This window comes from Isoptericola sp. NPDC056605, assembly GCF_042792795.1.
In the GTDB taxonomy this organism is placed as follows: Bacteria; Actinomycetota; Actinomycetes; order Actinomycetales; family Cellulomonadaceae; genus Isoptericola.
Map to the genome: position 1 here is coordinate 20,835 of NZ_JBHTVT010000014.1, position 20,884 is coordinate 41,718.

Genomic DNA, 20,884 nt, shown 5'->3' on the forward strand with positions numbered 1-20,884 from the left:
GCGGCGAGGTCAGTCCCCGCCGCCACCGGGCTCGGCGCCGGGCGGCTGGTCACGAGTGCTTCCCGAACTTGGTGGGCTTGAGGCGCGCCCGCAGCTCGCGCACGGCGTCGGGGTCGATGCCGGTCGGGCGGTAGACCTCGACGTCGTCGTTGCCGTTGGGCGTGGTGTCGCGCCGGTAGGTGACGCCCGTGCTCTGGTCGACCATGCCGCCGCCCTTGTGGGGCCGCATCGGCGACGAGGTGAGCTTGGCTCGCAGCGCGCTGTCGCGGGCCTGACGTGCGGCGTCGACGGCCTTGGTGGTGCGCGTGACGGCGTTGGCGGCCTTTCCGGTGCTGATCACCTTGGCGCCCTTGGCTGCTGCCCCGGCGGTCACCGCGCTCTTGCTCGCGGTGATGGCCCGGGTCGTGGTGGTCGCCGCGGTTGCGGTGCGCGCTGCGGTGCCCGCCTTGGTTCCGATGGCGAGTACCTTCGCGCCGGCGGTGACGGCGGCGCTGGACCCGCCGGTCGCGAACAGGGCCGCGCCCTGGGCTGCCGCCTTGGTGGCCGTGCCCAGCCGCGAGCGCAGGATGAGCGCCTTGGAGGGTGCGCTCGTGAGCGCGCCGGCGGCGGTGGTCGCGGGCTGGTGGAACGGGCCCTTGGGTGCCCACGGCGGCCGCGGCGCCGGGCCGGGGCCGGGCGTGGGGCTGGTGCCCGCGCCGGGCCCGAGCAGGTTGGGCACGCTGCTGGTGGCGAGCTGGGGCCGGGTCTTGACCGGTACTCGCACGGCCGGGCTGCTTCCGCTGGCGGGGGCTTCCAGCTGGGGCTTCGCCGGGTTGGCCGGGGGCAGCTTCTTGGCGCCGCGGCGGGCGAAGAGCCACGCCTGGTAGCCCTTGTCCGCGACCTGGCCGGGCAGCTTGCTCGGTTCGTAGGCGGTGCTGCTGGCGCCGAGCTGCGCGAGCCTGTCGCCGATCCGGTGCAGGGCCTTCTTGACCTTGTGGCGCGCGATGATCAGCCCGATGGTGCCGGCGACCAGCAGCAGGTTGAAGATGCGGATGCGCAGCATGAACGGCACGCCCTCGGACTGGGCGAAGAAGACGGTCTGGATCTTCATCCAGCCGGTGATGAACGCGCAGGTGATGGCGATCATGCCGAGCGCGAAGGCCAGGTTGCTGGCGGTGCGCATGAGGGAGGCGCGGGGGCCGCCCGGTGCGACGCCGATGATGAGCAGGGCGATGAGCTTGATGCCCTGCCAGCCCGCGCCGAGCACGGCCAGGATGAACACGATCATCAGCACGAGGGAGAACAGGCCGAAGGCGATCAGCACGGTCCACATCTCGCCGGCGTTGATGGTCTTGACGATGTCGGGCTTGTCGGAGAACTCCTTGTAGGCGGGGTCACAGCGGGCGATCGTCTCGCGTGTGTCGGTGAGGTCCTTGCCGTTCTGGACCGCGTCGTCGTACACGGACTCGCACTTGGAGTCGTCGATGACGGCGCCGTAGTTGATGATCTGGTGGGGCGTGCGGATGAAGGTGTCCACCAGGGCCGTCACGGCGCTGTCGGCGAGCTCGGCCGAGTTGCCCTCCAGGTTCTTCCCGTCGCTGGAGATCGCCGCCGAGAGGTCCATCCCGGCGTCGCGGCTCTGGTAGATCAGGCCGGTGTCCTTGTCGCCGATGATGCCGATGGGGTTGGCCAGCACCCCCACGGCCAGGGCGGCGATGGTGCAGCCGACGAGCAGCTCGACGATCCCGCCGGCGAAGCGGCCCTTGATCAGCCACCAGGCCACGACGGCGCTCAGGATGACGAACATCAGCTGCATGAGGCCGAACTGGTCGACCGCGATCTGAACCACCGACGCCAGGCCGCGCAGCGGCGCCAGCAGCCACTCCACCCACTCGAGCTTCATCAGCCAGGCGAGCGTGCCGATCGAGATCTGCATGAAGTACCGGTAGGGCTCCCACCCGATGGTCATGGCCATGGTCCAGAACCAGTTGTCCGCGTTCCAGACCTGACCGCCGTCGTACATCGCGAGACGGAAGTCGCTGGCGGGGATGCCGTGCGAGTCCGTCACCAGGATCGGGTCCGGCACGGCGGCGGTCTGCTGGCCGCTGACGGCCGCCGACGCCGAGGCAGCAGTGGTCAGCGCGACGACGGCGGTCATCGCGAGGATGGCGGCGAGGCGCTTGCGGGCACTCATGCGTCGGCCCCCTCGGGGGTGGTGAGGATGGCGTGGGCGCGCTCGTCGGTGGCGGGCGGCAGGATCTTGGCTCGCCCGATGCGCCCCTGGAAGTCGCGCATCAGGCACTCGCCGCGGCGCTCCAGCGGCACGCCCTGGTCGGCGAGCACGGGCGAGGTCTCGTTCGCGATGAGGTCGACGAGCTCGTCCTCGACCGGGGCCTCGACGGGCAGGCTCAGAATCCAGCGCAGGCCACGGGCCGCGAGCGTGCGGTCCCGGTGACGCATCAGGACGCGGAAGGCGATCAGGCCGCGCAGGACCTCGTCGCCGAAGTCGGCCTCGGGGTCGTGGGAGCCGAGGATGATCGTCGCGAGGTGCTTGCGACCGTCGCGCACGAACATCCGCAGCTCGGCGAGCCCTTCGGGCGAAGAGGTCACCGAGTGCGCCTCGTCGACGATGAACAGCCCGAGTCGCTTGCTGTCGCTCATGCAGCGGCGCCGGGCGATCGCGGTGATGAGCGCGTACATCGCGCGGCCGAGCTTCTTCTCCAGGCTCATCTGGGCGAACCGCATCGGGTTGTTCAGCTCGTCGGCGTCGGGGAGCTCGAGCAGGGCGGTCCAGAACACGATCGCGGGCGCGTCCATGTCCAGGGGAGGCAGATGCGGGTTGAAGATCGCCGCGCCGAAGTCCTTGCGCGCGAACACGTTCATCTTGCGCCCGAGGTCTTCCGCGCCCGGGAGGTCGCATGCACCGCTGGTCAGGTGGTCGACGAGAGCCCCGAGGCTGGTGATCTGGTAGGCGCTGAGGTACTGGGCTTCCAGGACGTCGCTCAGCAGGACGCCCTGCTCCTCGGTGGAGTCAACGTTCAGCAGGGTGGTCAGGAACGTCTGAGCGATTCGGGCGCCCTGGCCGACACCGAAGATCCGGATCGGGTCGACGCTGAACCTAGCGTTCTCCGAGACGTCGACGACCACCGAGCCAGGGATCGGCGCGACGGCGGTGGCCCACTCCCCGGACACGGTGCGGTCAACGGCTACCAGGGTCGCGCCACGCGCGACGGCGTCCAGCGCGCACTTCTTGAGGAAGAAGCTCTTGCCCGACCCGAGCTCGCCGACGACGCCGATGGCCATCGCGACCTCCATGCGGATGCCCGCGCCGGCCAGGTCGATCAGAACGGGGTTGGGCCGGCCGCCGGAGATCTCCAGCGCCGCCAGGAAGCCGCGGTCGTCGCCGAGCTCGCTGGTGATGACGGGAACCGCGGCGGCGATGTTGTGCGCGGTGGTGATCTGCGACAGCTCGCGCACGGCGCGCGTGGTCGGCACCCCGGGCAGCATCGCGTCCCACAGCGCCTCCTGCGCTGCGGCGTCGGTGACGAGCTTGAACTGCGACCGGGCGTAGTGCTTGGCGAGCTCACCCGCCAGGTCCTCGGCCTCCTCGGGGGTCGTGCCCCCGACCGCGAGGATCGCGGTGTGCTCGACCTCGACCTCGAGCTCGTCGGAGTCGAGGATGCCCTGGTACTCCGCGAGGTCGCTGGCGGCGGTGACGAGCTGGCTCGATCCGCCGGCGCGGTTCTCCTCCGAGCGCTGGTCGAACTGGTCGGTGAGGTTCGCGTTGGCGCGGCGGTTGCGCGCCGTGACCTCGTCCCGGCCTCGCACGTTCAGACGCAGCGCCCAGTCGACGGGGATGCCGGACTCGTCGAGACGTCCGAGCCACTCGCCGCCGGGGAAGGCGATGCCGCCGCTGGGGACGTTGGCCACGGCCAGCATCACCTGATAGGAGGGCTCGGTGGTCTCGAGGTTGGTGACCTTGAGGTAGCGGCGCTTGAGCCGCTCCCACGGGGTCAGGCGGCGGCCGAGGTCCGTCTCGCCGGAGGGGTCGGTGTGCACGTCGGGGATGGAGGCGCCGGCGCTGAGGATCCGGGTGACCGGGTCTGTGGCGTCACCGCTGGGGACCGGCAGGTCCAGGTGCAGCCCGCGCTGCTGGGCGTGGATCTGCACCCAGGTCATCTCTGCGACCGTCGCGGGGCGGGCGTTGAACGACGAGGGCAGCACCTTGCGGATCAGCTCGGCCTGCTCGAGTCGGTTGCGCACCTGGCGCGGGGAGGGCCCCACGCGGGGCATCGCCGCCGCGTCGCGCAGGCTGGCGCCGGCGGCGCGCAGCGGCTCTGACCACGCCCTGGAGCCGGCGTTCTTGAGCGGCACGGCGAGCCAGTAGGCGCGCCGGCCGATGTCGATCTCCTTGAGGAGGTCGAGGGTCGCGACGCACTCTGCGGCCCACTCCTCGCGGTCGTCCATGTCCAGGCCGTCGATCATCTGCTGCACGACCGTGGTGGGGTCGGTGGAGGCGCAGTAGCCCAGCAGGAGACCTTCACCGCGCAGCGCCCGGAACAGGCTCGCGTGCAGGGCCCGGGTGTCCTCCTTGGCGTCGGTCGTGCGGTAGCCGTAGGGCAGCGGCTCGAGGCGCCACATCGCCCACACGGTCCCGGAGCGGGTCCACATGAGGTTGTGCGTCATGTCGGTCAGCTGGCTGTGGCTCACGAGTCCTCCTGGGTGTTGGCGTTGGCCAGCAGGCGGCCGACGGCGGTCAGCTGGACGGTCTGGCGGCCGGTGGGTGCCGCGGGCTCCGGGGCGGCCACTTTGGGCGTCGGCTTGGGTGGGTGCTGAGTCGTGCTCGGCTCCGCAGTGGGCATGTCGGCTTCGAGCTCGCCGGTCGTGTCGTCGGCGAGCAGGGGCGGAAGTTGGGGTGTCACGACCCGGTGGCGGAGGCGTCGAGGCTTGCTCACGGGAAGCGGCTTGCCGTTGAGCTTCCCGCCCGGGGCCCGGAGGGTGAGGGCTGCGAAGTCGACCGTCCAGGACAGCGGGTTGCGTCCGCTGCGCGGCAGCTTGCCCATGCCGTAGACGGCGCCGGCGACGATCGCGATGAAGATCGTGGCGTTGGTGACCCCGTCGAAGACGGCCCAGAACTTGATCGTCTTCCACAGCCCGAAGACGATCGCGAAGAAGGCGATGACCTGTCCGAGCGTGTAGGGCCCGCCGGGGATCTTCGATCCTTCGCTGGTGCGCCCGATCAGGATCGGGATGCGGCGGGCACGGGTGTACCACCGCGCCGCGCGAGAGTCCTGAGCCATCGTCATACCTCCGGCACACCGGGAGGGGGTGTCAGACCAGCTCCGGGCCGGCGTCGGGGACGGTGAGGACGACCGAGGTCGCCGGTGCGGCCTTCCGCAGCTCCTCGTCGATGCTGCCCGAGAAGAGCTTGGTGCCGCCGTTGATCAGGAAGCCGACGAAGGCTCCGACGATCGCGATGCCGGCGATGGCGCCCATGGCCCACCGCGCCTTGAATCCGACGACGAGGATGGCCAGCGTGACCGCCAGGAAGATGACGTTCTTGATGAGGTCGCCCGCGTCCCCGACCAGGCGGTTGCCGGTGTCGAAGAGGCCCTCGGCCTGCACCTGGCCGGCGGCACTGAGTGCGTGCACGGACGCCGAGGCGGCGTCCAGAACGGTGAGGTCGAACATCACAGATCTCCTTCAGGGGTGGGCGTCTGATCAGGACGCGTCGTGGAGGTGGGGATCTCGGTGATCTCCCACCGGCCCGCGCGAGCCTCGAGGTCGAGGACGTACTGCGCGGTGGTCTGCTGCCCGTCGGGGCGGGTGAGGGTCGCGGCGACGAGCACGCGCAGGGCGTCCCCGTCCGCCGGGCTCTCGGAGTCCGTCGCGTCGCCGGGTTCGCCCAGCACGCTGTCGACGGCCACCGAGGTGTAGGCGGGCGGGTCGAGCGGTGCGACGACCGCGCCCGGGCTGAGGTAGCGCTCGATGTCGCCGTCGCCCGCGAGGTGCGAGCCGAGGAACCCGGCGACGGTCTCGGTCAGCGCCTGGTCGCCGCCCAGGTCGTCGGAGAAGCCGGACGGCTGTTCGGCGAGCAGCGACGGGCCGGCGATCGGGGACGGCAGCGCGGTCGCCGCCGTGCCCGGTCCGGTGGCGGTCTGCGCGACCACGACCGGCACCTGGTAGTAGCGCCGGACCCAGGCGGTCGCGCCGTCCTCGCCGCTCGGCTCGGTGACGTCGGCGCCGACGACGACCGCCCACTGGCCCGGGCCTGCCTCGTCGACCGACGCGACCGTGACCGCGCGGACCGGCAGCGCTTCCTCGGGCAGGGTCTCCATGCCGTTGGGGTAGATCCGGTCGAGGGCCGCGTGGTCGTCGTTGGTCGCCGAGAGCCAGGCCGCAACCGCCTCGCGTCCGGCATCACCGGCCACACTCGAGCCGACCAGGTCCACCTGATCGACGGTGGTCGGCGCGGCATCACTCGACGTCGCCCACGACCAGCCGATGACGCCGACGGCGACCGGGCCGCACACGAGTGCCGCGACGCCGAGCACCGTCACGGCACGGGCCGCGAGCGCCGGTCCGCCGGTCCACTCGGTGGCGTGGGCGATCGGCTGGTTGTCGTCCGTGGTCTCCGGGCGGTCGGTGGGCTCGTCGGTGGTGGGCTGTTCGGGTCGGGTCCGCAGGGCGAGCTTCATGCCGCGTCGCCTCCTTTCTCGATCGGGTCGGTGCTCGGGTGGGCGGGCACGACGGTGAGGGTGGGGCGGCTGTCGGTGGGGCCGTTGACGCAGCGGATCGCGCGGCGCACCTCGGGCGAGTCGGCTCGGTTCAGCGCGAGGCGCATGCGCTCGCTGGCCTCTTCGTCGAGGGGCTTGGCGGCGAGGGGCCCGAGCGCCGAGATGATCTCCTCGCGGGCTCGGGTGGCGGCGCGGAGCGCGACGGTGTCGGCAAGGTCGCGCGGCACACGGCGGGTGGGGCTCATCGGTTCTCCTCGGGCCTGTGGTCTGTCACCCGGGGGAATGTGTGGGGGCACCCGTGCTTGTGACGCGGGCTGGTGAGATTTCTTGCCCTGCGTCGTTCGTGGCTTGTTTGTGCAGGTCAGCGGCGTGGGCAAGGTGCCGTGGTGGCGTGCTCGACCCTCTTGCCCGTGGGCAATTTCTGGTGGGGCGGCTTCGGGCAAGAGTCCAGGCAAGGGGGCGTCGGTTGGGTGGGTCTCGGCCGGGTGTTCGGCCCCGTGCCCACAACTCGTGGACGGTTTGCAGCACTAATTCCTACGGTCCATGTAGACCCACCCGAACGACAGGGAGCCACCGATGAGGATCGTCACGAACGTGTTCCGCCAGCACGACGTCGCGCCGGAGAACCTCGCTTCGGCCCTCTGCGCGCACCTGACCCGTGAGTGGGCCGAGCTTCACCAGCTGGCGAGCACACGCAGCACGGTTCGTCGCTGGAGCAGGACGGAGCAGGCCCTGGCCGGGTTCGCCCGGCCGGGTGACATCGTGGATGCGATCGACGCCGCGGAGTACGCGCAGAAGGACGAGATGCTCATCGCCCTGGTCCGTCTGTTCCAGGGTGGTCAGCAGCTGGCGGGCCGCACGGTGCTCCAGGCCATGCTGCCGAAGCTGATGAGGGTGGCCGACCGGGTCGCGACGCCTACGTCATCGAAGGACACCTGGGACGAGGACCGTCGTCACATCGCGGTCGCCGAGTTCTGGGACGTGATGTCGACGTACCCCACCCACCGCCGGCCGCGGCGGGTTGCGTCGAACCTGTCCCTGGACACGTTGCACCGGGTGACGCGCACGGCGCCGGGTGCCCCGGAGATCTCGGTGCCGCCCACCGAGCTGCCGGGCGCGTCTTCGGACCACGCGCTCGTGGACTGGAAGCGCGGGCTGGCCTACGAGGACCCCGAGGTCGGCGAGGAGCTCACCACGGAGTCCGACATCATCGAGGTGCTCGCCTGGGGGGTCCGGAACACGGTGATCTCGCTGGCCGACGCGCGGCTGCTCACGACGGTCTACATGAACGAGGACCGGCGCGACTACGGCAGTGCCATGGAGCGGTTCGGGTTCACCCACGACCAGGCCCGCACGCGCTGCTCGCGTGCGATCGCGAAGCTCCGGGCAGCCGCCGGCGACGAGTTCAACGGGGACGCAGCGCTCTCTGCCTGATCTCCTGCCGCGCCCGCAGCGCGTCGGCGCCGAGCTAACCCCGCTCGCCTGCAGGGCACCGCCCGGCCACACTGGGGCCTCATGTGCGGCAGGTATGCGAACGCCCGACGAGACGACGAGCTCGCACGTCGGTTCCGCGTCGCCGAGTTCGTCGGCGAGGATCTTGGCCCGTCGTGGAACGTGGCTCCCACCCAGGATGTGCGCGTCGTGCTCGAGCGCGTCGAGGCCGAGCAGGCGCAGCGGCAGCTGCGCACCGTGCGGTGGGGTCTCGTCCCCTCGTGGGCGAAGGATCCGAAGATCGGATCCCGGATGATCAACGCCCGCGTCGAGACGCTCACCGAGAAGCCCTCTTTCCGCCGCGCCGCCGCCCGCCGGCGCCTCATCGTCCCGATGGACGGCTACTTCGAGTGGCAGGCACCCGAGTCAGGCAAGGGCCGCAAGACGCCCTACTACCTCACGAGCCCCGACGGGGCGGCGCTCGCGGCCGCGGGCCTGTACGAGCTGTGGCGCGACCCGGGCAAGACCGACGAGGATCCCGACAGGTGGCTGTGGTCGATGACGGTGATCACGACCGACGCGACCGACACCCTCGGGCACATCCACGACCGCTCACCACTGCTCCTGCCGGACGACGTGTGGGACGACTGGCTCGACCCCGGCCTCACCGAGAGCGACGACGTCGACGCGCTCATCCGCGCCATCCCAGAGCCCCACCTCCAGCCGGTCGAGGTCTCCCCCGCCGTCGGCAACGTCCGCAACAACCGGCCCTCGTTGATCGACCCGGTCACCCCCTCGACGTAGCCGTCCCGGCTGACCCCGCCGCCGGCGGCCTGTGGATGACGGGCCGGCGCCGCGGGCCAGGCTTGGCAGGATGCCCGTATGGCCGAAGCCCCGCTCCCGAGATTCATGTCCGTCGACGACGTCGCGGAGGAGCTCGCCGTCTCGCGCGCCGTCGTATACAGCACGCTCAAGTCGGGGGTGCTTCCGGCGATTCAGGTGGGGCCGAAGAACATCTGGCGCATCGAACGCCGAGTGTTCGAGGAGTACATCGAGGCGCGGTATGCCGAGACCAGGGAGCGACGGGAGCGCGGGGAGATCTGACTCACCGGGCCGGCATCCCTCGCTCGTGGTCGTACGGGTGGGTGAACCTGCTCTCGTCGCCGCCAGTGCATTGCCCCACGACCAGTGCCTCCCCGTAGCATCCGGGGATGAGCGGCGACATCACGCTTCGATCCCCGGCCCCGCCTGGACTCTCGGGGACCGCGATGATGCAACTCCCCCAGTCGTGGATCCTGACCGCGAGCGCCCTGGCGGCGGGGTGGCTGGCGATCTCCTCCGAGACGGTCGATTCTGATCGGTACCCCACCGGGCAGGATGGCACGGCGCTCACGGTCGGTCGGTCGGGCCCGCTTGAGGTGATCTTGGGTCGTGCGACCGATCGTGCTCGGCGGCTGACGAACGCCTTCGGGTTCCGGGTCGGCCCTGACCGGGACACCCCGCCTCAGCGGGCCCTTGCCGAGCTCGACGAAGCCATGCTGCGCCCGCTCGAGATCGATGCCGGTCGCCTCGTCCAGTACATGGCCCAGCACACGGTCTCGGTCCGGCATCTGAGCTACGGCAGCCCCATCTCGGTGTCGTTCAACCTCGGTCCCGTCGGCGACGCTGTTCGTCCTGGGCTGCGCGCTCTGACCGACTTCCGCGGCTACCGCCGACGGGTGAAGGCTCAGAACCGGGCCGATGAGGTCACCGCGCGCGCCCAGGAAGCGAACGCGAACGCAGACATCAGAGAGGCCCAGTACCGCGAGCTGACCGCTCGCCAGTACCTGGAGACGCTCCCGTACCGAGACGTCGACCACCACGAGGTACTTGTCGCTATGACCGAGGCATTCCGCGCCGGTGATGCTCCACCTCACGTCGCCGAGCGCGCGGCACGGGCCCTCACCTCCAGCCCCCACGTGACTAGCGCTGTCGGGACGACACTCGCGATGGACATCGAGGTGGAGGACGGGCCGGACGACATCTGGTTCGCGGCCCCGTAGCTGCCCACGTGCGGGGTCCCGACGGCCCCTCCACCGCCACAGGCGAGCTTCACCCGCGGCGTGACTCTGGCAACGATGTGGGTGGCGAAGGCGACCATGTCGGAATGCAGGCTGCGCTGGACACCGTCACGGGCAAGCCGGTCTCCGCCGATGACACGTACCGCGAGATGTCGGAGTCGGAGCGGGCGGTGCTGCGGCTGGTGTGCCCGGGCTGGTCCGATGAGGCGTCGGCGGAGTGCCGCGCTCCGGTGGCGTTCCGCAACCGGACGCGCGACGGCAAGCGGGCGTGTTTCAGCGCTTCGCACCGGGCTGGATGCGATCACGGGTCCGAGCCGTCCGATGACGTTCCCGGTGATGCGGGCCGGCCGGTCCCGCAGCGACCGGCGTCGGCGGCGGTGATCGACATCGACCTCAGCGCGGCTGCGCCCTCGCGCGGCCCGGACGGACGCCACCGGCCCGATGAGGCCGTGGCCGGCGCCAGCACGAGGCGCCACGCTCTACAGCCCGCGGCCGGTGGAGTGGGGCAGGGCTCGACTCGTCGCCGCCTGAGCACCCTGGCGGCGGCACTCGCCGATCCGGGGCGCAGCCTGGATCCGGGCGCGTGGGTGCGGCTCGAAGGGTTCCCCGAGCTGCCGGTGCGGTTCTTCTTCGTACGGATGGAGCGCACCTCGCCCGAGTGGCACGGGCGCCGTCGTGGGTACTACGGCATGGTGCGCCGGGTGGACCGTGGGGTGAAGCCGGGCTCGCTGTTCGTCTACGTCGAGGGCGCGTGGAAGCCGTCGCTGAAGGTGGTGCTCACCTCGCGCGACCAGAAGATGCTGCGTCTGGGCGACCCACAGGAGCTGGTCGGGCGGCACATCCTGGCTCTCGGGTGGTACACCGCGACCGCAGCCGGGACCGCGTACATCACCCCCGCAAGCTCCGCGGGACGGGTTGCAGTCGCGGTCGTACCCCAGCTCGCCCCTGGGACCCACGACGGGCCATCCCCGGTGAAAACGGAGCCGGCCCCTCGCTCCCCTGCTCCCACCAGGGCAGGGACGCCCCGGCCCGTGGCGGCCACGCGGTCCCGGATAGGTCACGGCAGGGCGGTACCGACACCTCCTGGGTAGGCCCGCACCGTCAGGGGCAGCCCGCCGATGAGCGCCTTGCTCAAGATCGGCTCCCACGCCTCCCCCACGGGTGGAGCCGCAACGAACGCGTCGACATCACCGACGATCGTGATCAGCCCGCCAGCGGAGTGGATCGGGTCCCACCACTCGTCCGGGTGCGGATCCTCGAAGACGTACCCAGCCACGACGCGCTCGCGGTGGTCGGTGGTGACGAGATCGACGTCGTGCCGGCTCTTGAGGTCGATCGCGAGCGCGGTGATCGCCGGCACCCGGAGAGGTCGTCCGACCATCGGGGTGAAGCCGAGGAACTCGAAGTCCGTGGCCCGCAGATGGGTCTCGTCGATGAAGAGGGCAGGCTCGGGCAGTCCGAGGAATCCAGGCATCGTGCGCACCGCGGTGCCGTCGCCGAACGTGATGTCACCGGTCGTCGGTGACCGGAAGAACGAGCTGCCGTCCATGTTCTCTCTCCAGTGGCTCATTGTGGGCAGTACCGCGGGCCCGTTCCATGCAGCGGTCCGTGCACTGGACCTCTGTAGATGACCTTGGCACCTGCTGGGCGCAGAGGCGAGGGTATGGGATGAGTGTCGCTCCTGCCGCGCTCCGGCTCACTCCCGCGCGCAGGCGTTCTTGCGCGTTCCCAGCCAACATTTCGTGGTCGGGTTGTTCCCTGGCTCGCTGTTGCACGTTGACTCGCGAACACCATTCGCGGATAGTGCGGGGCGCCAGGATGAATACACCAGGAGGGGCACCGTGGTTCAGAAGAAGCAGATCGTCCTGATCGATGATGTCGACGGCGGCGACGCCGACGAGACTGTCACGTTCGCGCTTGACGGCGTGACCTACGAGATCGACCTCACGACGAAGCATGCAAAGCAGCTGCGCGACGGTCTGGGCAAGTGGGTGGGGCACGCACGCAAGACCACGTCGCGACCTGTTCGAGGCGGGACGCGCGGCGCGCGCACTGACCGGGAACAGCTCGCGAAGATCCGTGCCTGGGCGCGCGCGAACGGGCACGACGTGAGCGATCGTGGCCGGATCGCAGCGTCGATCATGGAGGCCTACGAGGCGGCGCACTGAGCAGCCGGGTGATTTACTCTCGGTAAAGCGAGACCGGTGGGTCGAAGGGTGCGACCTTCGACCCACCGTCCGGGCTTGTCTCGCTAGGAGACGAGGTCGCGAACGAGTCTCGCAACGTTGGTGAGCGCCGAGGTGATGGACGCGAGCACGACCACGCGCGATGTCCTCACCTCGGCACTTCCTTGCGTGGGGGGATTCTTCCCTCCGGTCGGCATAGGCGACTCCTTTCATCTCGCCCCTGTGGGGCTACCTTGCGACGACCATCGCCGCTGCAGGAATCACCCTAGAGTCCGCAAACCACAATTCCGGATGCCCGTTCGCCCCTCCCAGTCGTCCCCGCGCGGGCCCGTGCGCCCGCCCCGATGCGGGAAGTGCATCCGTTTCGGTGCCGTTAGCGGCCTCCGTTTGTGTAGCACCCAAATCGCACAAGAGGCTCGGCCGGCGCCCGAAAGTTCGGGAAATTCGTCGCTCGCTTCCGGCGTGTCGCGCACTCTGCGCGGCGGTCCCGAGCGCCACCTGTGTCGCCCCTTGTGATGCCGACGGTTAGGTCAGGCCTTCGGGGGCGGTGAGACCCCGTCGACGGGCAGGTCTGGCCTGGCACCTGGCACGGTCCGTTATTCGGTGCCGTCGGTATGCCTGGCTCTGCTGCTCAGTCGAGGAGTGCTTCATGTGCGGCAGGGTCGCTCCCGGAGGCAGTCCGCGCCGGGGCGGCCTTCTCTGACCTACTGGGCCTATGTCCCCACCCGGGCTGTGGTCGATTCGTGCGCGGTCCTGTAGGTGCTGCCAAGTACGCCTCTTCATGTGCAGCAGCGGAGTCTCCATCGGCGACGGGCGGACCGGTGTGCGTCAACGAGTTGAAGACGCGCGATCACCTCCTGGTCGCGGCTGTTGTGCTGCCGGCGGATGTCGCGCCAGTCTCGGGCGCGCGGGAGTGCCCAATGGGGCCAGGCTGGGCCGTCAGGACGTAGTGCTGTCGATGACGAGAACGTCTGCCATCCGGCGCTCCCTCCACTCGGCCAGGAGCTCGTGGAACGCCACCGGTCCGGGGTTGTAGGTACCGGGGCTGGCCTTCCGCGTGCCTTCGCCGTTGTTGTAGCCGGGGGTGCACTCGGCGAGGAACTTCGAGTTGTCGCGGCCGACGGCCACGAGGGTGTCGTACCACTCCTCCTGGGCCTCGCGCGTCGGCTCGACGTACCGGGCTGACTCCTTGCGGGCTGCGGCCAGGATCGCGGCGATGTGGTTGGCCTGCTCGGACAGGATGTGCACGAAATTGACTGCGTTCGCGTTCTGCATCGACCCGAGGTTGAAGAGGTTGGGGAACCCGTGCGTGGTGAAGCCGTGCAGTGTCCGGGGGCCGCGGTGCCAGGTCTCGAGCAGAGTGTGTCCGGCTCTGCCCTGGACCGGCAGCGTTCCGGACACTAAGCCCGAGACGCCCACCTCGAACCCGGTGGCGAAGATGACGCAGTCGACCTCGTACTCGCTGTCACCGACGACGACCCCGGTCTCGGTCATGCGCGTGATGCCACCGTGATCGGCGGTGTCCACGAGGGTCACGTTCGGTCGGTTGAACGCCTGCAGGTACAGGTCGGAGAACCCGGGTCGCTTGCACATGTATCGGTACCAGGGCTTGAGGGCTTCTGCTGTGGCGGGGTCGTCGACGATCTCGTCGACCCGGGCGCGGATCTCGTTCATCTTGACGAAGTCGGCCAGCTCGTCGAGCCGCTCCCGCTCGGCCGGGTCGAGCGTGGTGTCCAGTGCCCCGCTGATCATCTGCCGCTGCAGCTGCGAGGTCGCCGTCCATCCGTCCTGGGTGAGGTCTTCCTCGACGTCCTCCCCGGAGACGATGGCAAGGAAGTTCTCCATGCGTTCCTTCTGCCAACCCGGCTTGAGCGACGCGGCCCACTCGGGGTCGGTGGGCCGGTTGTCGCGCACGTCGACCGACGAGGGGGTGCGCTGCATGACGTACAGGTGCGCCGCGTGGCGGGCCACGTGCGGGATCGCTTGCAGTCCTGTGGCGCCGGTGCCGACCACGGCGACGCGCTTGTCGGCCAGGCCGGTCAGCCCGCCGTCGGGGGTGCCGTCGGTGTAGTCGTAGTCCCAGCGGCTGGTGTGGAAGGTGTGGCCGCGGAAGTCCTCGATACCGGGGATGCCGGGTAGTTTCGGCTGGCTCAGGGTGCCGGAGGAGACGATCACGTACCGGGCGCGCATTGCGTCGCCTCGGTCGGTCCGCACCAGCCACTCGGCCGCGTCCTCGTCCCAGATCAGGCCCGTGGCCCGGGTGTGGAACACGGCGTCGCGGTACAGGCCGTAGTGCTCGGCGATCCGCACGGCGTGCTGCCGGATCTCCTCGCCGGGCGCGTACCGCATGGTGGGGACGTAGCCCGTCTCTTCCAGCAGCGGCATGTAGACGTACGACTCGATGTCGCAGTGGATGCCCGGGTAGCGGTTCCAGTACCAGGTGCCGCCGAAGTCCCCGGCCTCGTCCATCATCCGCACCGAGCCGACGCCCGCCTCCCGCAGCCGGGCGCCCGTGAGCAGGCCGCCGAAGCCACCGCCCACCACCAGCACCTCGACCCGGTCCGTCAGCGGTTCACGCTCGGTGCGCTCGGTGTACGGGTCGTGGGCGTAGTACCCGAACTCCCCTGCTGCTCGCCTGTACTGACCGAGCCCGTCGGGCCGGATGCGGCGGTCGCGCTCGTGGCGGTAGCGCTCGCGCAGTGCGGCGGGGTCAAAGCCGAGATCGGCAACCGCGGGGACACGGTTGGTTGCGTCGGACACGGGCGTGGCCTTTCGTCGCCGGACAAGGAGATCGAGCATCGTTGCCCGAGGCGCGTTAAAACGTACACCACCGTACGGATGTGGGTTCGATCGGCTCACGGCGCGCCGGGCGGCGTCGGTAGGCTCCGTCTATGACCGGCTCCCGCCCTCGCCGTGATGCTGCGCGCAACCGCGAGCGGCTCATCCAGGCGGCGAGAGAGGTGTTCCGCGCTCAGGGCGCCGACGCACCACTGGAGGAGATCGCGGCCGGCGCCGGCGTCAGCCGCACCACGCTGCATCGCCACTTCGCGAGCCGCGAGGAGCTCGCCACCGCGGTACTCGACCAGAACGTCGCGGACATCGAGGCCTATGCGCTCGAGCTGGCGGCCGAAGCCGATGCCGCGGAGCGCCTCTTCCACTACCTGCTCGACGTGCAGCTGGAGTCCCCCTGGCTCGCGCGGATCGTCACCGAGCACGCGACGTCTTGGGCCGGGCTCACCGCCCGCACCGCGGCCGCCTTGGCTCCGTTGGTCGAACAGGCCCGCCGGGGTGGTCGGGCGAGGCCAGACGTCACCACCGAGGACATACTTCTGGCCCTCCCGATGGCGCTGGCCGTCCAGATCGCCAGCACGCACAAGGGCGAGCCTCTGCGCGCCGACCGCGGCAGAGAGCTGCTCCACCGTGCACTATTCGTCACGGCGCCGCCGCGCTAGCGATCCGACGCCGGGCACCGCGGCGCATGCGTGTGGCGCCGGGGTGCTGCGCCGACTCTGGCCCTGTCCTCAGAGGTGCGCCGCTGCACTGAGCGTCGCGGCGAGCCGTGACACGTCGTGCGCCAGGCCCTCCAGGTCCTTGGTGTCCCAGTCGCCAAAGACATGGTCCGTCCGCCGGCGCAGCTCGGCCTGCAGGTCGTGGTGCAACGCCTGACCGCTGGCGGTCAGCGTGACTGTCCTGGCCCTGCGATCGGCGGCGTCGACCGTGCGCTGCGCGTGTCCCTCGTCGACGAGCCAAGCGATGTGGCGCGACATGACGCTCCGGTCGATGGCCAAGATCTCGGCCAGGTCGGTCAGCGACATCGGTCCGCGATGGGCGAGCGCCTTGAGCGCCATCGCGATTCCCGTGTGTGGGATCCCGGTGACGTGCCGCAGGGTGCTGTTGAGCTCGTACTGCGCCTTGGCGAGCCGGCGCGTCGAGTCCATGAGCTGGGCCGTGCTGCGCGGGGCAGTCATCGGACTGGTGTCGAGCGGACCGGAGCTGCGGAGCCGTCCTCGAGGTCGATGAAGGCGCGGTCCACGACCTCGCGCAGCGAGCCGTCGCCACCCTTGGACCACTGGGCCAGGCATAGATCGAGGACGCTGACCGACGCGGTGGCAAGTACGTGCGCGGCGGCGGGCGCGCAGCCGTACTCGGCCAGGGCCTCTGCGAGTCGGTCGATCTGAGGTCCGCGCGCGCGTCGCAGCTTCGCGCCGACCGCGGGTTGCGACTGCACGAGGAGCAGCCTCGCGCGCATGGGGCCAGGCTCCTGCTCCCCCTGGACGACGACGGGTTCGACCGCGGTACGCAGCCACTGCCACCAGGACGTCGCGGCGTCGCGTCCGGCGGTGCCGGCCATGGTCAGGGGGCGTACGAAATGGTCATCCGGGCCGAGCATCACCGTGACGATGACGTCGTCCTTCGAGCCGAGGTAGCGGTAGAAGGTGGGCCGCGAGATCCCAAGACCCCGGGCGAGGTCATCCGCGGTCAGGCCGTCATACCCGCTCTCGACGATGAGGCCGAACGCGGCCTCCGCGAGCTCGGCGCGCATGACCTCGTGGGCGCGCTCTCGGAGATCGAACGTCATGCTCGTATCCTACCTGATACAGTGTCTCAAACACGAAACATCATCTCTCAAGCGAGGGCTTCCATGCACGTCGTCACCTCAGACGCCTCCCCATCCCCGTACAGCCGGGCCCGCCAGAACCTCGTCGTGGCCGTCCTGGCGTTCGCCGGGATGGGCGCGGCCTTCATGCAGACGATCCTGATCCCGATCCAGAGCGAGCTGCCCGAGCTCCTCGGCGCGGCCCCGGCGGACACAGCGTGGGTCATCACCGTCACCCTTCTCACCGCCGCCGTCGCGACCCCGATCGCCGGAAAGCTCGGCGACATGTACGGCAAGAGGAAGATCGCGATCATCCTCATGGGGATCCTGGTCCTGGGGTCCCTGATCTGCGCCCTGTCACCCGGCCTCACCGGCCTGATCGTCGGCCGAGCCCTGCAGGGCACCGGAATGGGAGTCATCCCGCTCGGTATCTCCCTGCTGCGCGACGTCGTCGACGCACGTCGACTGGGAACCTCCATCGCACTGGTCAGCGCCACCCTCGGCGTCGGTGGCGCGATCGGTCTGCCGATCAGCGCCGTCGTCACGCAGAACTTCGACTGGCAGATGCTGTTCGTCCTGTCGACCGCGGTGGCGGCCATCGCCATGATCCTGATCATCGCCGTCGTACCGGCGGCGGGGACGCGCACCGGCGGCCGCGTCGATCTCGGCGGCGCCATCGGACTCGCGATCGGCCTCGTCGGCGTGCTCCTCGCCATCTCGCAGGGCAACACCTGGGGCTGGACCTCGGCCGCAACCCTGTCCAGTGCCGGCATCGGAATCGTCGCGTTCGCCCTGTGGGGCTGGTACGAGCTGCGCCAGGAGAACCCGCTCGTCGACCTGCGCGTGAGCGTCAAGCCCTCCGTGCTGACCACCAACCTCGCCGCCGTCGCGATGGGCTTCGCCCTCTTCTCCTCCAACATCGCCTTCCCGCAGCTCCTCGAGCTCCCGGATGCCGTCGGCGGCCTGGGCCTCGGGCTTCTTCCCGCCAGCCTCGTGCTGATGCCCTCCGGTCTGGCGATGCTCGCCATGTCCCCCATCGCCGGCCGCATCGAGCGGTCCGTGGGCCCGCGACCGCTGCTCGTCGCCGGAGCATCGGTGATCGCCGTGGCCTACCTCGTGTGCGTCTTCGCAGACCTGCAGGTGTGGCACATCGCCGTGGTGAACACGATCATCGGCATCGGAATCGGCCTCGGCTACGCCGCCATGCCCGCCCTCATCATGAACGCCGTGCCCCGCAGCGAGACGGGCGCCGCCAACGGCCTCAACACCCTCATGCGAGCCTTCGGCACCACCGTCGCGTCCGCCGTCGTGGGCGCTATCCTCGCGGGCGCGACCGGCAGCAACATGACCTCCTCGTTCTCGATCATCTTCGTCATGGGCCTCATCGCAGCCATCGCCTGCGCCGTGCTCGCGTTCCTCATCCCTCACGGCAAGCACCGAGACGCAGCGGCAGATCACGACGTCGCTCCGTCGGAGGCGGACAGCGCGGCCCACACCGAGGGCTCGAAGGTCCTGCCCCTGAACCGCCACTAAAACCGGCGGAGTTCACCACCGTCCCCGTGCGACCGCCTCCCCACCGGTCGCACGGGGCACCCCCGGCACCCCGGACCACAAGCACTGGCGCCGCCCACGAGGACGGCACAGGAAGGAACCACCCATGTCCCGCATCGCCAGCATCTCCTCCTCCGAGTGGCAGGAACAGACCACCCAGGGCCGATTCAGCGACAAAACCGTCGTCGTCACCGGCGCGGCCGGCGGCATCGGGCGGGCCACCGCTTCACGCATCGCACGGGAGGGCGGCCGCGTCATCGCCGTGGACCTCTCAGCCGACAAGCTCGAAGAGCTCATCGACTCCCTCCCCGACACGGAGATCTTGACCGTCGCTGGGGACCTGACGCAGCAGGAGACCGTGGACACGGTCGCCAGCATCGCCGGCGCGCGGATCGACGGCCTCGCCAACGTGGCAGGCATCAACGACGACTTCTCACCGCTGCACGAGACCACCGACGCCATGTGGGACCGGGTCATCGGGGTGAACCTCACCAGCCTCTTCAAGCTCACCCGCGCTGTGCTTCCGGCGATGATCGCCGCCGGCCACAGCTCGATCGTCAACATCGCCAGCGAGGCGGCGCTGCGCGGCAACGCATCCGGCAACGCCTACACCACCTCCAAGCACGCCGTCATCGGCCTGAGCAAATCCGCGGCGTTTATGTACGGGCCCCAGGGAATCCGGGTCAACGTCGTCGCGCCGGGTGGCGTGGCCACTGGGATCCCGTTCCCCCCGAACGTTTCCCAGAGCGGGCTCGACCGGCTCCGCCCGTTCCACGGCACCATCCCCACCACCGCATCAGCGGCGCAGCTCGCCGCCTCGATCACCTACCTCCTGAGCGACGACGCCGTCAACATCAACGGCGCCGTCCTCCCCTCCGACGGCGGCTGGTCAGTGCAGTAGTCGCTAGGGCACATCAGCGGGCGGGGGCCCTCAGGACAACCACCCCGCCCGCTTCCGTGCGCCCGGCCGGAGTCGTGCACGGAACGATCGCGAGCACGGCTCGGCCAACCACGACACGTCGTCATGGCACGGCCTGCTCGCGCACCGCGACCACGACGTAGCGGCGGATCGCAAGCCCCGGCCCGTTTCGGCACCAAGGCGCTCGGGCCGCTCCGCCGGGACGGTGGCCTTCAAGTTGGCCGATCCAAGGGGGCACTGCCAGTACCTGGAACGGCAGTCACTCCCGCCGCCCCCCGCGCACGACTTCACTTGCAGCAGCCAGCCATCCCCACGTCATCAGGAGCAGCCGTGCCTACCACCGTCCGCGCATACGGAGCCCTCGAGGCCCACGGTCCCATCCAGCCAGTCACGATCGTGCGACGCGACGTCGGCCCCCACGACGTACAGATCGCGATCCGATACTGCGGCATCTGCCACTCCGACATGAACTTCCTGGACAACGACCTGGCGGCCTCTCCCCTGGTTCTCGGCCACGAGATCGTCGGAGAAGTCACCGCGACCGGTGACCAGGTCACCAAGCACGCCGTCGGCGACCGTGTCGGGATCGGCTGCATGGTCGACTCCTGCCGCGAGTGCGCCAACTGCCTGCGCGGCGAGGAGCAGTACTGCCTGAACGGCCACACCCTCGTCTTCAGCAGCCCCGACCGCGACGGCACCATCACCCAGGGCGGGTACTCCCAGCAGATCGTCGCCAACGAGGACTTCGTCCTGTCCGTCCCGACCACCCTCGACGCGGCGGCCGCCGCCCCGCTCCTGTGCGCCGGCGCGACCGTCTACGCGCCGCTCAAGGACTGGAACATCGGCGAAGGCAACGAGGTCGCCATCGTCGGCTTGGGCGGTCTGGGCCATCTGGCCATCAAGTTCGCCAAGGCCAAGGGCGCACGAGTCACAGTGCTGTCACGCAGCGACCGCAAGCGAGACGACGCACTCGCCCTCGGCGCCGACGCCTACTACGCCACCGCAGACCCGGACACGTTTGCCGCTCTCGAGAACACCTTCGACCTCATCATCAACACCGTCAGCGGAAGCATCGACGTCGACGCCCACCTGTCACTGCTCGCACTCGGCGGAGCGCTCGTCAACGCCGGCATCGACCGCGAACCGGTGACCTTCAACATGTACAACGTCATCCGTAACCGACGCAGCTACACCGGTACCCACTTCGGCAGTATCCGCGAGACGCAGGAGATGCTTGATTTCGCCGCCGCGCACAACATCACCGCGCAGATCGAGATGATCGCTGCCAACCAGATCAACGAGGCCTACCAGCGCATCCTCGAGGCCGACGTTCGCTACCGCTTCGTGCTGGACAACGCGACCCTCGCCGACTAAAGGTTCCGTGAGCTCCGCCACCGTGGCGGGGCTCACGGGTGCCCCAGGGT

Annotated in this window: 20 protein-coding genes; 10 read left to right on the top strand and 10 right to left on the bottom strand. The window is 69.9% G+C overall.

Translation table 11 applies throughout. The annotated features are described in order from the left end of the window. Positions 1-49: 49 nt before the first annotated feature. Genes ACFQ8Y_RS14830 through ACFQ8Y_RS14855 form a run of 6 tightly spaced genes read right to left on the bottom strand, consistent with a single transcriptional unit; the run spans position 50 to position 6,961 of the window. Complete coding sequence (locus tag ACFQ8Y_RS14830; RefSeq protein ID WP_430585974.1) at positions 50-2,173, bottom strand: hypothetical protein; 2,124 nt, start codon at positions 2,171-2,173, stop codon at positions 50-52. Beyond that, the gene (locus tag ACFQ8Y_RS14835; protein ID WP_430585975.1) at positions 2,170-4,689 is read right to left on the bottom strand and encodes an ATP-binding protein; all 2,520 of its coding nucleotides are present in this window, start codon (positions 4,687-4,689) and stop codon (positions 2,170-2,172) included. Before ACFQ8Y_RS14835 ends, ACFQ8Y_RS14830 begins: the two co-directional genes overlap by 4 nt. Continuing rightward, positions 4,686-5,279: a hypothetical protein gene (locus ACFQ8Y_RS14840; protein ID WP_430585976.1), complete on the bottom strand. Its 594-nt coding sequence runs from the start codon at positions 5,277-5,279 to the stop codon at positions 4,686-4,688. Before ACFQ8Y_RS14840 ends, ACFQ8Y_RS14835 begins: the two co-directional genes overlap by 4 nt. A 31-nt stretch (positions 5,280-5,310) precedes the next feature. Beyond that, positions 5,311-5,670, bottom strand: a complete 360-nt coding sequence (locus ACFQ8Y_RS14845; RefSeq protein ID WP_430562943.1) for a hypothetical protein — start codon at positions 5,668-5,670, stop codon at positions 5,311-5,313. Then, entirely contained in the window at positions 5,670-6,677 is a 1,008-nt protein-coding gene (locus ACFQ8Y_RS14850; protein ID WP_430585977.1) for a conjugal transfer protein, read from the bottom strand. The genes ACFQ8Y_RS14845 and ACFQ8Y_RS14850 overlap by 1 nt, the downstream gene beginning before the upstream one ends. After that, positions 6,674-6,961 carry a hypothetical protein gene (locus tag ACFQ8Y_RS14855; RefSeq protein WP_430562941.1) on the bottom strand — a complete coding sequence of 96 codons (288 nt, stop codon included), beginning with the start codon at positions 6,959-6,961 and terminating at the stop codon, positions 6,674-6,676. The genes ACFQ8Y_RS14850 and ACFQ8Y_RS14855 overlap by 4 nt, the downstream gene beginning before the upstream one ends. 331 nt (positions 6,962-7,292) lie before the next feature. Here ACFQ8Y_RS14855 and ACFQ8Y_RS14860 point away from each other — a divergent pair, with 331 nt between their 5' ends. The 5 genes from ACFQ8Y_RS14860 (at position 7,293) to ACFQ8Y_RS14880 (ending at position 11,298) form a co-directional block, all read left to right on the top strand. Continuing rightward, positions 7,293-8,150 (top strand): hypothetical protein, encoded by an 858-nt coding sequence (locus ACFQ8Y_RS14860; RefSeq protein WP_430562940.1) that lies wholly within the window; start codon positions 7,293-7,295, stop codon positions 8,148-8,150. A gap of 81 nt (positions 8,151-8,231) precedes the next feature. Further along, positions 8,232-8,951 carry an SOS response-associated peptidase gene (locus tag ACFQ8Y_RS14865; protein ID WP_430585978.1) on the top strand — a complete coding sequence of 240 codons (720 nt, stop codon included), beginning with the start codon at positions 8,232-8,234 and terminating at the stop codon, positions 8,949-8,951. A 78-nt stretch (positions 8,952-9,029) separates the two neighbouring features. Then, positions 9,030-9,251: a helix-turn-helix domain-containing protein gene (locus ACFQ8Y_RS14870; RefSeq protein WP_430562938.1), complete on the top strand. Its 222-nt coding sequence runs from the start codon at positions 9,030-9,032 to the stop codon at positions 9,249-9,251. Positions 9,252-9,358: 107 nt separating this feature from the next. Further along, on the top strand, positions 9,359-10,189 hold the full coding sequence (locus tag ACFQ8Y_RS14875) for a hypothetical protein (protein WP_430585979.1): 831 nt from the start codon (positions 9,359-9,361) through the stop codon (positions 10,187-10,189). A gap of 104 nt (positions 10,190-10,293) precedes the next feature. Then, a complete protein-coding gene (locus tag ACFQ8Y_RS14880; protein WP_430585980.1) occupies positions 10,294-11,298 on the top strand; it encodes a hypothetical protein in 1,005 nt (334 codons plus the stop codon). On the opposite strand, the gene ACFQ8Y_RS14885 is transcribed toward ACFQ8Y_RS14880, so the two are convergent. After that, positions 11,265-11,777: a hypothetical protein gene (locus tag ACFQ8Y_RS14885; protein ID WP_430562935.1), complete on the bottom strand. Its 513-nt coding sequence runs from the start codon at positions 11,775-11,777 to the stop codon at positions 11,265-11,267. The genes ACFQ8Y_RS14880 and ACFQ8Y_RS14885 overlap by 34 nt on opposite strands. A gap of 271 nt (positions 11,778-12,048) precedes the next feature. On the opposite strand from ACFQ8Y_RS14885, the gene ACFQ8Y_RS14890 reads away from it, so the two are divergent. Next, entirely contained in the window at positions 12,049-12,375 is a 327-nt protein-coding gene (locus ACFQ8Y_RS14890; RefSeq protein ID WP_430585981.1) for an Lsr2 family protein, read from the top strand. Between the two features lie 957 nt (positions 12,376-13,332). Here the strand turns inward: ACFQ8Y_RS14890 and ACFQ8Y_RS14895 are convergent. Beyond that, the gene (locus tag ACFQ8Y_RS14895; RefSeq protein ID WP_430585982.1) at positions 13,333-15,153 is read right to left on the bottom strand and encodes a flavin-containing monooxygenase; all 1,821 of its coding nucleotides are present in this window, start codon (positions 15,151-15,153) and stop codon (positions 13,333-13,335) included. Between the two features lie 131 nt (positions 15,154-15,284). Here ACFQ8Y_RS14895 and ACFQ8Y_RS14900 point away from each other — a divergent pair, with 131 nt between their 5' ends. Next, positions 15,285-15,845 (top strand): TetR/AcrR family transcriptional regulator, encoded by a 561-nt coding sequence (locus ACFQ8Y_RS14900; RefSeq protein WP_430585983.1) that lies wholly within the window; start codon positions 15,285-15,287, stop codon positions 15,843-15,845. A gap of 69 nt (positions 15,846-15,914) precedes the next feature. Here ACFQ8Y_RS14900 and ACFQ8Y_RS14905 read toward each other — a convergent pair whose 3' ends face one another. Both ACFQ8Y_RS14905 and ACFQ8Y_RS14910 read right to left on the bottom strand, forming a co-directional pair. Next, entirely contained in the window at positions 15,915-16,331 is a 417-nt protein-coding gene (locus tag ACFQ8Y_RS14905) for a MarR family winged helix-turn-helix transcriptional regulator (RefSeq protein ID WP_430585984.1), read from the bottom strand. 26 nt (positions 16,332-16,357) lie between these two features. Next, positions 16,358-16,972, bottom strand: a complete 615-nt coding sequence (locus ACFQ8Y_RS14910) for a TetR/AcrR family transcriptional regulator (protein WP_430585985.1) — start codon at positions 16,970-16,972, stop codon at positions 16,358-16,360. Between ACFQ8Y_RS14910 and ACFQ8Y_RS14915 the strand changes: the two genes are divergently transcribed. The 3 genes from ACFQ8Y_RS14915 (at position 16,943) to ACFQ8Y_RS14925 (ending at position 20,834) form a co-directional block, all read left to right on the top strand. Next, positions 16,943-18,523 (top strand): MFS transporter, encoded by a 1,581-nt coding sequence (locus tag ACFQ8Y_RS14915; RefSeq protein WP_430585986.1) that lies wholly within the window; start codon positions 16,943-16,945, stop codon positions 18,521-18,523. The two genes, ACFQ8Y_RS14910 and ACFQ8Y_RS14915, sit on opposite strands and share 30 nt — an antisense overlap. 124 nt (positions 18,524-18,647) lie before the next feature. Further along, a complete protein-coding gene (locus ACFQ8Y_RS14920) occupies positions 18,648-19,442 on the top strand; it encodes an SDR family NAD(P)-dependent oxidoreductase (protein ID WP_430585987.1) in 795 nt (264 codons plus the stop codon). Between the two features lie 348 nt (positions 19,443-19,790). Beyond that, positions 19,791-20,834 carry an NAD(P)-dependent alcohol dehydrogenase gene (locus ACFQ8Y_RS14925; RefSeq protein WP_430585988.1) on the top strand — a complete coding sequence of 348 codons (1,044 nt, stop codon included), beginning with the start codon at positions 19,791-19,793 and terminating at the stop codon, positions 20,832-20,834. Positions 20,835-20,884 lie beyond the last annotated feature (50 nt).